The organism is Micromonospora sp. CA-246542, assembly GCF_050942905.1.
Taxonomy (GTDB): domain Bacteria; phylum Actinomycetota; class Actinomycetes; order Mycobacteriales; family Micromonosporaceae; genus Micromonospora.
This window is the reverse complement of sequence record NZ_CP192040.1, coordinates 3,138,948-3,150,456: the sequence shown is the minus strand read 5'-3', so window position 1 is coordinate 3,150,456 and position 11,509 is coordinate 3,138,948. Positions and strand designations below refer to the sequence as shown.

At 74.2% G+C, this 11,509-nt stretch carries 13 protein-coding genes; 4 read left to right on the top strand and 9 right to left on the bottom strand.

All coding sequences use genetic code 11. The features are described from left to right. Positions 1-8 precede the first annotated feature (8 nt). Positions 9-158 carry a hypothetical protein gene (locus ACQP0N_RS14750; RefSeq protein WP_167517342.1) on the bottom strand — a complete coding sequence of 50 codons (150 nt, stop codon included), beginning with the start codon at positions 156-158 and terminating at the stop codon, positions 9-11. Between the two features lie 190 nt (positions 159-348). Here ACQP0N_RS14750 and ACQP0N_RS14745 point away from each other — a divergent pair, with 190 nt between their 5' ends. Beyond that, complete coding sequence (locus ACQP0N_RS14745; RefSeq protein WP_433121631.1) at positions 349-1,194, top strand: arginase family protein; 846 nt, start codon at positions 349-351, stop codon at positions 1,192-1,194. On the opposite strand, the gene ACQP0N_RS14740 is transcribed toward ACQP0N_RS14745, so the two are convergent. The 5 genes from ACQP0N_RS14740 to ACQP0N_RS14720 form a co-directional block, all read right to left on the bottom strand. Continuing rightward, positions 1,191-2,420, bottom strand: coding sequence for a glycosyltransferase (locus ACQP0N_RS14740; protein WP_433120831.1), 1,230 nt, complete (start codon positions 2,418-2,420; stop codon positions 1,191-1,193). The genes ACQP0N_RS14745 and ACQP0N_RS14740 overlap by 4 nt on opposite strands. Next, positions 2,417-4,579 carry an ArnT family glycosyltransferase gene (locus ACQP0N_RS14735; protein ID WP_433120829.1) on the bottom strand — a complete coding sequence of 721 codons (2,163 nt, stop codon included), beginning with the start codon at positions 4,577-4,579 and terminating at the stop codon, positions 2,417-2,419. Before ACQP0N_RS14735 ends, ACQP0N_RS14740 begins: the two co-directional genes overlap by 4 nt. 44 nt (positions 4,580-4,623) lie before the next feature. Next, positions 4,624-6,135 (bottom strand): sensor histidine kinase, encoded by a 1,512-nt coding sequence (locus ACQP0N_RS14730; RefSeq protein ID WP_433120827.1) that lies wholly within the window; start codon positions 6,133-6,135, stop codon positions 4,624-4,626. Next, a complete protein-coding gene (locus ACQP0N_RS14725; RefSeq protein WP_357172268.1) occupies positions 6,113-6,859 on the bottom strand; it encodes a response regulator transcription factor in 747 nt (248 codons plus the stop codon). The genes ACQP0N_RS14730 and ACQP0N_RS14725 overlap by 23 nt, the downstream gene beginning before the upstream one ends. 101 nt (positions 6,860-6,960) lie before the next feature. Further along, positions 6,961-7,191, bottom strand: a complete 231-nt coding sequence (locus ACQP0N_RS14720; RefSeq protein WP_433120825.1) for a hypothetical protein — start codon at positions 7,189-7,191, stop codon at positions 6,961-6,963. Between the two features lie 193 nt (positions 7,192-7,384). Here ACQP0N_RS14720 and ACQP0N_RS14715 point away from each other — a divergent pair, with 193 nt between their 5' ends. The 3 genes from ACQP0N_RS14715 (at position 7,385) to ACQP0N_RS14705 (ending at position 9,908) form a co-directional block, all read left to right on the top strand. Next, entirely contained in the window at positions 7,385-8,317 is a 933-nt protein-coding gene (locus tag ACQP0N_RS14715; protein ID WP_433120823.1) for a serine/threonine-protein kinase, read from the top strand. A 61-nt stretch (positions 8,318-8,378) separates the two neighbouring features. Further along, the gene (locus ACQP0N_RS14710) at positions 8,379-8,804 is read left to right on the top strand and encodes an OsmC family protein (protein WP_433120821.1); all 426 of its coding nucleotides are present in this window, start codon (positions 8,379-8,381) and stop codon (positions 8,802-8,804) included. 252 nt (positions 8,805-9,056) lie between these two features. Beyond that, entirely contained in the window at positions 9,057-9,908 is an 852-nt protein-coding gene (locus tag ACQP0N_RS14705; protein WP_433120819.1) for a hypothetical protein, read from the top strand. 7 nt (positions 9,909-9,915) lie between these two features. Here ACQP0N_RS14705 and ACQP0N_RS14700 read toward each other — a convergent pair whose 3' ends face one another. The 3 genes from ACQP0N_RS14700 to ACQP0N_RS14690 all read right to left on the bottom strand — a co-directional run bounded on the left by ACQP0N_RS14700 (position 9,916) and on the right by ACQP0N_RS14690 (position 11,420). Continuing rightward, positions 9,916-10,449: an ATPase gene (locus ACQP0N_RS14700; protein ID WP_433120817.1), complete on the bottom strand. Its 534-nt coding sequence runs from the start codon at positions 10,447-10,449 to the stop codon at positions 9,916-9,918. 109 nt (positions 10,450-10,558) lie between these two features. Then, complete coding sequence (locus tag ACQP0N_RS14695) at positions 10,559-11,002, bottom strand: response regulator (protein WP_355052356.1); 444 nt, start codon at positions 11,000-11,002, stop codon at positions 10,559-10,561. Positions 11,003-11,072: 70 nt separating this feature from the next. Continuing rightward, positions 11,073-11,420 carry an STAS domain-containing protein gene (locus ACQP0N_RS14690; protein WP_433120815.1) on the bottom strand — a complete coding sequence of 116 codons (348 nt, stop codon included), beginning with the start codon at positions 11,418-11,420 and terminating at the stop codon, positions 11,073-11,075. Positions 11,421-11,509 lie beyond the last annotated feature (89 nt).

Here is an 11,509-nt window from a genome sequence, read left to right as displayed (position 1 = left end):
CGCGACCGTTACCGCTGGTCGGTGGGTTGCCGGCGGAACCGGTCGACCAGCCGCCGCCAGTAGAGCTTGGCGGCGACCGCGACGCCGGCCACCCCGCCGACGACGGCCTGCACGATCAGGCTGCCCGATCCCGCGTCCAGGTAGGCCAGATGGATCACCGACCGCTCCTTCCCCTCGCCCGTCTCGACACCGGCGTCCCGGGGCGGTAGCAATGAGGCTTTTGACCCAGTAAGCCGGACTTGTCCATCACCGTACGCTGCTCGTCCGCGCCACCGCGCCCACATCCGAGGACTCCCAGCCCGGCCACAGGAAGCGACCTGCGTCGGTAGGCTGCGAAGCGTGCGCTGGATGGTCGTGGACGCGCCACTGGACTCCTCCGGCGCTCGGCGCGGCGAGGAACGGGCGCCGGCCGCCCTGCGTCGGGCCGGCCTGCTGGACGCCCTGGCCGCCGACGACGACGGGCAGATCGACGAGGCCCGGTTGCGGGACCCGAACCGGGAGCCGGCGAGCGGGGTGATCGACGCCGCCGGCCTCGTCCGGGCCGGCGCCGCGATCAGCGCACGGATCGGCGGGCTGATCGCGGACGGTCACCGACCGCTGGTGCTCGGCGGCGACTGCGCGATCCTGCCCGGCATCTGCCGCGCGCTGCCCCGCACGACCGAGCTGTGGTTCGTCGACGCGCATCCCGACTTCCTCGACGGCGCGACGTCGCCGACCGGCGAGGCCGCCGACATGGACCTGTCGGTGGTCACCGGGCACGGCCCGGCCGCCGCGATCGGCGTCGACGACGCGCTGCTCGACCCCGCCCGGGTGCACCTGCTCGGCCACCGACCGCCCACCGACGAGGACAGCCGTGTCGAGGCGGCCCGGATCGACCCGGCGATCCACCAGGTGCCCGCCGCCGACCTGCTGCGCCTCGGTGCCGGGGCGGTCGGGGCGGGCCTGGCCAACGGCGACGACGGGCCGGCCTGGCTGCACCTCGACCTGGACGTGGTGGATCCGCGCGACCTGCCGGCGGTGACCTACCCGGAGCCGGACGGGCCACGGTGGGCGGACCTCGTCGCACTGGTCACGCCGTTGGCGCGCGCCGACCGGCTGCTCGGGATGAGCGTGACCGACCTGAACCCCGACGAGGACCCCGACGGGCGGCACACCCGGCGCGTCGTCGAGGTCCTCGCGCAGATGCTGGCCTAGCTGCGCCGGTGGTGCATGCCCAGGCGCAGCAGCACGAAGCGCAGCACGGTGGCGACCAGGTTCGCGACCACCAGCACGGCCAGTTCCACCGACCGGGCGGGTACGGCGACGAGCGCGTGCAGCGCCGCCAGCGCGCCACTGGTCAACGCCAGGCCGAGGCCGAACGCCAGCAGCCCCTGCGCGTGGTGCCGACCGGCATTCCGGCTGCTGGTGATCCCGAACGTCAGCCGTCGGTTCGCGGCCGTGTTCGCCACCGCCGTCAGAAACAGCGCCAGCAGGTTCGCCGGCTGCGCGCCGAGGGCGCCCCGGGTGGTCACGAACAGCAGCAGGTACGCCAGTGTGCTGGCCACCCCGACGGCGGCGAACCGGACCAGCTGCCCGGGAAGCCCGACCGGCACCTGTGCCGGTGGCGCGGCCAGCGGTGCCCGACCGAGCTGGGCACGTAGCTCGGCCAGGGGCAGCGCGCCGGTCACCAGGGACCGCCCGAGTCGACCCATCCCCCGCAGGTCGGCCAGGGCGGTGGCGACGATGTCGACGCGACTGTCCGGGTCGTCGACCCAGTCCACCGGCACCTCGTGGATGCGCAGCCCGGCCCGCTGCGCCAGCACCAGCAGCTCGGTGTCGAAGAACCACCCGGTGTCCCGCACGAGGGGCAGCAGCTCACCGGCCACGTCCGCGCGGATCGCCTTGAACCCGCACTGCGCGTCGGAGAACCGCGCGAACAGCGTGCCGCGCAGCAGCAGGTTGTAGGCCCGGGAGATGACCTCCCGTCTGGCGCCGCGAACCACCCGGGACGTACGCGCCAGTCGGGTGCCGATCGCCAGATCGGAGTGGCCGGAGATGAGCGGCGCGACCAGCGGCAGCAGCGCCGCGAGATCGGTGGACAGGTCCACGTCCATGTACGCCAGCACCGGCGCGGACGAGGCCGACCACGCGGCGGACAGCGCTCGCCCCCGACCCTTGGCGCCCAGGTGCAGCACCTCGACGCCCGGCAGTTCGGCGCGGAGGCCCTCGGCGACCGTCAGGGTGCCGTCCACGCTGGCGTTGTCGGCGACGGTGATTCGGAACGGGTACGGGAAGTGCTCGGTGAGGTGGGCGTGCAGCCGGCGTACGCACGGCCCGAGGTCGATCTCCTCGTTGTGGACGGGGATCACCACGTCCAGCACCGCCCCGCCGGTGGTGGACCGGGTCCGGACGGCGGAACGCGGGCCGCCGAGCGCGGTCACGACGCGTCCGCGCCGGTGCTCAGGTCGTAGACGGTGGCCCCGTCCACGGTCTGTGCCGTGAAGGTCTCCTCGACCCAGGTGGAGATCTCCTGCGAGGCCGAGCTGCCACCGTTGGCGCGGAAGCCGCCACCGCCCACGAAGTAGTGGATCTTGCGGTCGGCGACGTAGCGCTGGAACTGGGCGAGGGTCGGTGACGGGTCGCTGCCGTTGAACCCGCCGATCGGCATCACCGGTTCGCCGGTGGCCAGCTGATAGCCGGAGGCGTTGTTGGAACCGATGGTGGCCGCCACCCAGGTGTAGTCGTCGCTGTCGCGCTCGAGCAACTCGCGCAGCGCGGCGCTGGGCTCGCGGGCGTCGAGCAGACCTCCCATGCCGCCGCCGCGAGCACCGGGCATCTGTCCTCCGCCCGGAAGGCCCGGGAACCGCCCACCGTCCTGGTTGCCGTTGCGGTTCTCGCCGCCCGGCACCGACGCGCCGTTGCGGCCGTCGCCGGGGAACTGCCCGCGGCCGGGGAACCCCATGCCGCCCGGCGGTCGTCCGCCGGGGAAGCCACCGCGGCCGAATCCGCCCGCCACCGCCGGGCCGGCGCTCGGGATCGAGCCGGTGTGCGGGGTCGCGGCGGTCTGCGCCGCGTACGCCGCCGGCCCCGCGAGGGCCGCCGCCGCGCCGACGCCCAGTGCCACGGCCCCCAGCCACCGGGGCAGTCGGACGGTCCACAGGAGCAGGGCCGCGCCGAGCAGGCCGGCGACCAGCACGACGGCACGCAGCCACGGGTACCAGTCGGGGCTGCGCCCGAGCAGCACCCATGCCCACCAGACGGTGACCGCGAGGGTGGCGGCGAGGGTCGCCGTGGCGGCCAGTGGACGCCACCGCTGCCACCGGGACACCACCACCGGTTCCTCGTGTGCGTCGGCGGCCGGGGCGGGCCGCGGTCGGCGCTGGCGCCAGAGCAGGGTGACGCCGATGCCGACCAGCGCGCCGACGGCCGGCGCGAGCGCCACGGTGTAGTAGGCGTGGAAGATCCCGGACATGAAGCTGAAGATCAGTCCGGTGACCAGCAGCCAGCCACCCCACAGCAGCAGACCGGCCCGGGTGCGGTCGGTACGCGCGGCCCGACCGGCCACCAGCAGGCCCGCGACCAGCAGGATCAACGCGGCCGGGAGCAGCCAGGAGATCTGACCGCCGACCTCGCCGTCGAACATCCGCAGCAGGCCCGTCCGCCCCGAGAACGGCCCGCCGCCACCGCCCATCCGTCCGGCGCCGCCGCCGACGCTGCCCACCTCGTCGCCGGTGATCCGGCCGAGACCGTTGTAGCCGAGGGTCAGCTCCAGGATGCTGTTGCCCTGCGACCCGCCGACGTACGGACGCGCGCTGGCCGGGACGAGTTCGACGACGGCCACCCACCAGCCGGCGGACACCACCACCGCGAGGCCGGCGAGCAGGAGTTGCCGCACCCGCCGCCACAGCCCGGTCGGGGCGGCCAGCAGGTAGACGCCGGCGAACACCGGCACCAGCAGGAAAGCCTGGAGCATCTTGGTCAGGAAGCCGAACCCGACCAGCACGCCGGCCAGCACGATCCACCGGGTACTCGCCGTCTCCACCGCGCGCACGGTGGCGTACGCGCCGCCGAGCAGCAGGAGCACGAGCAGGGCGTCGGGGTTGTTGAAACGGAACATGAGCGTCGCCACCGGGGTGACGGCGAGTACCGCTCCGGCGATCAGGCCGGCCACGGGCCCGTACCAGCGCTTCACGCTCGCGTACAGCACGCCGACGGAGGCGACCCCGCACAGCGCCTGCGGGACGAGCATCGCCCAGCTGTTCAACCCGAAGATCCGCACCGACAGGGCCATCAGCCAGAGCGAGGCGGGCGTCTTGTCCACGGTGATCGAGTTGGCCGCGTCGGACGAGCCGTAGAAGAACGCCTTGCCGCTCACCGAGCCGGCCTGCACGGCGGCAGCGTAGAACGAGTTGGCCCAGCCGGAGGCGCCCAGGCCCCAGAGGTAGAGCAGGCCGGTGCCCAGGAGCAGGGCCACCAGAGCGGGCCGGGTCCAGGTCGCCGCACGGCCGGCCGGAGGCGGATGTTCCTCGGGGCGCGTGCTCGGGTGCGGCGGCCCGACCGGGTCGCCGGGCGTCGTCGACAGGGTGTCTGTTCGGTCCATGCCGCCAGCCTTGGCGGCCGAACTGGCGGGACCCCGTGCGCCGCCTATGCGTCAGCTGTGGGATCCGGCAGGCGGACGGCGAACACCGTCCGGCCGGGACGGCTGTCGACGCCGACCGTGCCGTGGTGCGCCTCGACGACAGCCGCCACGATCGCCAGGCCGAGCCCGGTGCTGCCGTGCGCCCGGGAGCGGGAGCTGTCACCCCGGGCGAACCGCTCGAACATCTCCGGTCGCAGCTGGGCCGGCACGCCCGGCCCGTCGTCGGCGACGGTGAGGACGGCGGCGTCCGCCTCCACGGCGAGAGTGGTGGTGACAGTCGTGCCGGGCGGGGTGTGCACGCGCGCGTTGGCCAGCAGGTTCGCCACCACCTGGTGCAGGCGGGCGGCGTCGCCGGGCACCCGGATGACGACCTCGGGCAGGTCGAGCCGCCAGTGGTGCTCGGGGCCGGCGACGTGCGCGTCGCTGACCGCGTCGACCACGAGGGCGGACAGATCGACCGGGTCCGCCGCGAGCGGCCGGCCGGCGTCGAGCCGGGCCAGCAGCAGCAGGTCGTCGACGAGGCTGGTCATCCGGGCGCTCTCGGACTCGACGCGGCGCAGGGCGTGCGCCACGTCGGCGGGGACCTCGTCGCGGCCCCGCCGGGCCACCTCGGCGTACCCACGGATCGCCGCGAGCGGAGTGCGCAGCTCGTGGCTGGCGTCGGCGACGAACTGGCGTACCCGGGTCTCGCTGGCCTGCCGCGCGGCCAGCGCGTCGGCGACGTGGCCCAGCATCCGGTTCAACGCCGCGCCGACCTGGCCGACCTCGGTACGCGGGTCGGTGTCGGCGGCCGGCACCCGGACGGCGAGCGCCACCTCGCCCCGGTCCAGTGGCAGCTCGGTGACCCGGGCGGCAGTCGCGGCCACCCGGTTCAGCGGTCGCAGCGTGGCCCGGACGATCAACGCGCCCGCGCCACCGGCCAGGAACAGGCCGAGGCCGACGACCCCGGCCTGCGCGGCGACCAGCGCCCAGACGGTGTCCTGCACGCCGCTGAGCGGAATGCCCACGGCGACCACGACCCCGTTGGGCAGTTGCCGGGCCACCGCCCGGACGTCCCCCTGGTCGAGGGTGACGGTGCGGGGCCGGCCGTCGGTGGGCAGCGCGACCAGCCGTGCGGCGTCGGCGGCGGGCACGTCGGCGAGGCTGCCGCTCGCGGTGCTCCGCGTCGCCGTGGTGACGCCGTCGGCACGGCGGACGGCGAGCGAGCCCGGCGGGAAGCCGCGCGGAGGCTCCGGCGGGGTCGGTGCGGCCACGCCCGGCCGTGGGGAGGGCCGCCCGGGGTCGCCTCCCGGGCGGAACCACGGCGGCAGGTCGCGCGGCCGGTCCCCCATCGTCAACTGGGTGTCGACCTGGGCGACCAGCACGTGCCGCAGGGCCAGCGTGGTGAGCCCGCCGATGGCGACGCTGACCAGGGCGAGCAGCGCCACCAGGGCGAGCACCAGCCGGGTCCGCAGCGGTCGGCCGGCCCACCAGCGCCGCAGCCGGGCGAGTGCCCTAGTCGGCGGGTTTGAGGACATAGCCCGCGCCGCGCAGCGTGTGGATCATCGGCGGTCGCCCGGCGTCGATCTTCTTGCGCAGGTACGAGATGTACAGCTCCACCACGTTGGCCTGGCCGCCGAAGTCGTAGTTCCACACCCGGTCGAGGATCTGCGCCTTGCTGAGCACCCGGCGCGGGTTGCGCATCAGGTAGCGCAGCAGCTCGAACTCGGTCGCGGTCAGCGTGACGAGCTGGCCGGCACGGCGGACCTCGTGACTGTCCTCGTCGAGGCTGAGGTCGCCGACGGTCAGCAGCGCCTCCTCGTGGGCGGCGACCGCGAAGCCCGAGCGGCGCAGCAGCGCGCGGAGCCGGGCGATCACCTCCTCCAGGCTGAACGGTTTGGTCACGTAGTCGTCGCCGCCCACGGTCAGCCCGGCGATGCGCTCCTCGACGGCGTCCCGGGCGGTCAGGAAGAGCACCGGCACGGTCGGGGCGTGCTCGCGCAGCCGACGCAGCACCTGGAAGCCGTCGAGGTCGGGCAGCATGACGTCGAGGACGACGGCGTCCGGCTGGAACTGCCGCGCGGCGCTCAACGCCGCCATGCCGTTGCCGGCGCTGCGCACCTGCCAGCCCTCGTAGCGCAGCGCCATGGAGAGCAGATCGGTAAGCGTCGCCTCGTCGTCCACCACCAGCACGCGGACCGGTTCACCGTCCGGGCGGCGCAACTCGATCCGGCCCGGCACGGTCTGCCCCTGGATGACCATGCCCCCCATCGTGGACACCTCCGCTGTGTCGCGCCTCTGCGCCGCCTGTGTGCCAGCTGTGCGGCCGGGCCGCCGGGCCACCGCTCAGCCTCCGACCGTGGTCACTCGGACACCCCGTACGCGTCGGTCCGGACGAAGCGCATGCTCCACCCGCCCTGGCCGTCGGGCTGGTCGCGCTCGTAGAGGTGGTCGGGGCCGGGCTGCGTCGGGCCGGTGCCGCCCGGATGCCGCATGATCCACCGGTGCGGAGGAGCGCCGTCCGGCTCGGCCGGTACCGCGCGGACCAGCCCGTCCGCGGGACCGCCGACGAAGCGTACGGTGACCTCACCCATCGCGGCGCTCCCTTGCGTGACGACGCCGGCACGCTCGGTGCGTACGGCCCTGGGTCGCAAGCTACCGCACCCGGCGGCGACCCCGGCCGAGGTACGGCGTGATCGGCGGCCGTCGCGGTTTGCCCAGCTCGGCCCCCGGGTACCGCGATTCCCAGGCCCCGCCGCCGGGTGGGACGAGGACGAGGAGCTGACGATGCGGACGCTGGACGGGCGGTACCAGCTCGAACAGCGCATCGGCGTCGGCGGGATGTCCGAGGTGTGGCGGGCCCACGATCGGGTGCTGGACCGACCGGTCGCCGTGAAGCTGATCGCGCCCGGCCCGGACGGCCACCACGACACGGTGGACCGGATCCGCACGGAGGCCCGTTCGGCGGCCCGGCTGGTGCATCCGAACGTCGCGAGCGTGCACGACTTCGGCACCTCCTCGACGCTTCCCGGCCGCCAGGCCCCCTACATCGTCATGGAGCTGGCCGAGGGCGAGACCCTCGCGGCGCACCTGCGGGCGGGCCCGCTGGACTGGCGTATCTCGGTACGGGTCTGCGCGGAGGTCGCCGCCGCGCTGTCCGCCGCGCACGCGAGCGGCATCGTGCACCGCGACGTCAAGCCGGCCAACGTCATGCTCACCCCGGCGGGGGTGAAGGTCCTCGACTTCGGCATCGCCACCCCGACCGGCACGGCGGACCCGATGCCCGACGGCATGCTGCTCGGCACCCCGGCGTACCTGGCGCCCGAACAGCTCGACGGCGCCCCCGCCACGCCGGCCGCCGACATGTACGCCCTCGGCGTGCTGCTCTACTACTGCCTCACCGGTCGTCTCCCCTACCGGGCCCAGACCCCGGCCGAGCTGCTGGCCGCGCGCCGGTCCCGGCCGCCCGAGCCGCTGCCGGAGGTCGACGGCCTCCCGCCCGAGGTGTCCGAGTTGTGCCGCTCCTGCCTGGACGACGATCCCGCCGAGCGTCCGACCAGCCTGGTCGCGGCCCTCCTGCTGGCCGAGGTCGTGGACGCCCGGGTGTACGTGCCGATGGCGATCCCCACCCAACGGCCACCGTCGCCGTCGCCGTCGCCGTGGACCGAGCGGGCGGCGGCGCAGCCCACCGAGGCGCTGTCGGTCGTCGACGGGAGCTGACCTGAGCGTTTCGCCCGCCCCCGGCCGGGTAGCCGGGCGGGTGAGCGACGGGAGGAACGCGATGCCGAGTCCGAGTTCCTGGCTGCACGAGGCCACCGCCACCGCCGAGGGTGGCCACGTCCGAACCGATGACGGCGGGCTCTCCACGCCGCTCGCGTCGCCGCTGGCGGCGCACTGCACCGGCCTGAGACCGGAGCAGCTGTTGGCGGCGGCCTTCGCCTCCTGCCTGCACCACGCCGCCGTGGAGGCGGCCGGGGAGATCACCGACGAGGCGCACACGGTCCAGGTGCGCGCCGAGGCGAGGTTGGGGCGCGACGACGACGGCCGGTACCGGGCCGACGTGCACGCCTCGATCTCGTCGGCCGGCCTGAGCCGGGCGCAGTTGGCCGACCTGGTCGAGTACGCCGATCGACTCTGGCCCTTCTCCAGCAGCGACAACACGCGGCACCGGTTGACGGTCAGCCCGGCGGAGAACGGCCGGCACTGAGGCCCACCTTTCGGTGGATGCGACCATCCACCGGTCGGACGAGGGCCGGAGCGCGAGCCACAGCGACGTGCGCGCATGTCCCGGTGACCGGTCTGACCAGGCGAATCGGGAATACCCGGCTCGCCTGATCGGCGAGGTTATGCCGGTATAAGCGGAGTTCGACCGGTCCCGCACCATGGATTCGGGCAAATTGTGGCGCATGCCACTCTTGGGGCCGGTGGCAGCGGGCAGCCGACTATCTAGCCTCGGCGGGTGCATCCCGACGACCCCACCGCCCAGAAGCTGACCGACGCGCCCTCGACCACCCGCACGAGGGACGCCGCATCAACCGAACGGACGATCGGCCGTCACCGGGCCCCCGAACCGCCGCCGCGCCGCGCCCTGCTCGGCTCCACCCCGGTCCGGATCGCCCTGGCCACCGGCGTCACCTGCTGCCTCGGCCTGGGCGCGTTCGCCGCCGCCCGCGACGGGCAGGAAGCCCCGCAGCCCGTCCGGCCGATCGCCGACGCGCTGGCCGACCGTGCCGCCATCGCCGACGAGCGCGCCTCCCGGTCGCTGGACCGCGACCTCGCCCCGGCCCGGGCCACCCCCACCCCCACGGCCTCGCCCACCCCCCGGCCCACCGTCACCCGCAAGGCGCCCAAGAAGCCGGTCAAGCCCCGCCGGCCGCGCCCGGTCGCCGGGCTCGACCAGCAGCAGATGGACAACGCGAAGATCATCGTGGACGTCGGCGTGGAGCTGAAGATGCCGCGTCGCGCCCTGGTCGTGGCGCTCGCCACCGCGATGCAGGAGAGCAACCTCTACAACCTGGCCAGCGACGTGCTGCCGGAGTCGAGCGAGTACCCGCACCAGGGCAGCGGCTCCGACCACGACTCGGTCGGGCTGTTCCAGCAGCGGCCCAGCAGCGGGTGGGGCACGGTCGCCGAGCTGATGCGCCCGTCGTACGCCGCCCGGGCCTTCTACACCGCCCTCGCCGAGATCCCCGGCTGGGAGGACATGAGCCTCACCGCCGCCGCCCAGGCCGTGCAGGTCTCGGCGTACCCCGACGCGTACGCCCCGCACGAGGACCGTGCCACCACCGTGGCGGCGGCGCTGCTCGCCTGAGGCGGTCTCAGCGGGCCGTACGCCCGGTGGGCGGCTGCGCCCCGCTGTCCCGGTCGCCGGCCGCCGCCCGGGTCGCGGGTACGCCCGTGCCGGCCGCCGCCGTGGGCGTGTCGGCCGGCACCGGCTCGACCGTCACCCCGATGAGGATCTCGTCCACCAGGGCCTCGCGGCGGCGGCGCGCGTGCAGCGCCTCTTCGAAGTCACGCCGGGCCTGCACGGCATCCGCGTACGCCTGCTCCCGGACCCGACGGGCCTCCTCGCGGGCCTCGTCCAGCGCGCGGCGGGCCTGTGCCAGGATCTCGTCCGCCTCCTGACGCACCACGTCGCCGGCCCCGCGGGTGGCCGCGGCGTCGTCCAGGTCCAGTCGCTGGAGCAGCCCACTGAGCCAGGTCGCCTCCTGGCGGATCTCGTCCCACTCCCGGGTCGCCCCGGCCGCGCCCTCCGCCCGCGCCGCCAGCCGGGACAACCTGATCCCCAGCTCATCCAGGCAGGAATCCACCTGTCGCTGGTCGTAGCCGGTCTTCACGACGGAGAACCTCATACTGTCGCCCCCAGGCAGCCGCTGTTACTTCCCCACCTGGATCCTCGGGCGCGACGACACCTACCGAGGCGGTTCGGGAAAATTGTTCAGCATGCGCGGGACGGGCGGATCAGGGGCGCTTGGGCAGCACGACCACGCGGCCGAAGAACTCGTCGATGCGGCGCACCACGTCGTTGAAGTCGTCCAGGTCGATCGGCTTGGTGACGTACGCGTTGGCCTGCAACGTGTAGCTGCCGACGATGTCGGTGTCCGCGTTGGAGGTGGTCAGCACCACGATCGGGATGGTCCGCAGATCCTCGTCCTGCTTGACCGCACCGAGCACCTGACGCCCGTCCATGCGCGGCATGTTGAGGTCGAGCAGGATCACGTCCGGCCGACGGGCCTGCAAGTGGCGACCCTCGGCGCGGAGGAACTCCATCGCCTCCTCGCCGTCGCTCACCACGTCGATGATCTTCTCGACGTCGGAGTCGGCCAGCGCCTCCTCGATCATCAGCACGTCGCCGGGATCGTCGTCGACCACCAGGATGCGTACCGGCTGCGGGCTGTCGCCCATCACTACCTGCCTCGGGTCGGCGGAGCATGGAAACCGGACGGTCACCATGCTGGCGGGGAAATCTAGCCCATCAGAGGGCGCTGTGGGACGCCGGGTCGGCCGTGTCGGGCACGTAGCGGAGCACGTCGGCCAGACCGGTGATCCGCAACACGCGCTCGACCCGACCGGCGGCGCCGGTGATCCTCAGCCAGCCCCCGTCGGCGGCCGCCTGGTTGTCGCCCCGGACGAACACGGCCATCCCGGTGGAGTCGCAGAAGCTCAGGTCGGTGAGGTCGAGCAACACCCGGCGCTCGCCGTCCGCGGTGAGCCGGTCGATGGCGGCGGTCAGCTCGTCCGCGGTGCTCAGGTCCAGCTCACCGGCGAGCCGCAGGCAGGCGACACCACCGTCGCGCCCGGCGTCGCTGACACTGAACGTCACCGTCTCCCCCTCGCTCGCTCCACCGGCGGGTGGGACGTTTGCAGTGCGGCAAGTATACGCAGGGGGGTACGACGCTCCGCAGCGCGTGG

Excerpts from the sequence above, each read along its gene's own strand:
- ACQP0N_RS14710 (WP_433120821.1), top strand. The coding sequence starts at position 8,379 with ATGCCGAGTCCGAGTTCCTGGCTGCACGAGGCCACCGCCACCGCCGAG.
- ACQP0N_RS14745 (WP_433121631.1), top strand. The coding sequence starts at position 349 with ATGGTCGTGGACGCGCCACTGGACTCCTCCGGCGCTCGGCGCGGCGAG.
- ACQP0N_RS14725 (WP_357172268.1), bottom strand. The coding sequence starts at position 6,859 with ATGGTCATCCAGGGGCAGACCGTGCCGGGCCGGATCGAGTTGCGCCGC.
- ACQP0N_RS14700 (WP_433120817.1), bottom strand. The coding sequence starts at position 10,449 with ATGAGGTTCTCCGTCGTGAAGACCGGCTACGACCAGCGACAGGTGGAT.
- ACQP0N_RS14695 (WP_355052356.1), bottom strand. The coding sequence starts at position 11,002 with ATGGGCGACAGCCCGCAGCCGGTACGCATCCTGGTGGTCGACGACGAT.
- ACQP0N_RS14735 (WP_433120829.1), bottom strand. The coding sequence starts at position 4,579 with ATGGACCGAACAGACACCCTGTCGACGACGCCCGGCGACCCGGTCGGG.
- ACQP0N_RS14730 (WP_433120827.1), bottom strand. The coding sequence starts at position 6,135 with ATGTCCTCAAACCCGCCGACTAGGGCACTCGCCCGGCTGCGGCGCTGG.
- ACQP0N_RS14715 (WP_433120823.1), top strand. The coding sequence starts at position 7,385 with ATGCGGACGCTGGACGGGCGGTACCAGCTCGAACAGCGCATCGGCGTC.
- ACQP0N_RS14720 (WP_433120825.1), bottom strand. The coding sequence starts at position 7,191 with ATGGGTGAGGTCACCGTACGCTTCGTCGGCGGTCCCGCGGACGGGCTG.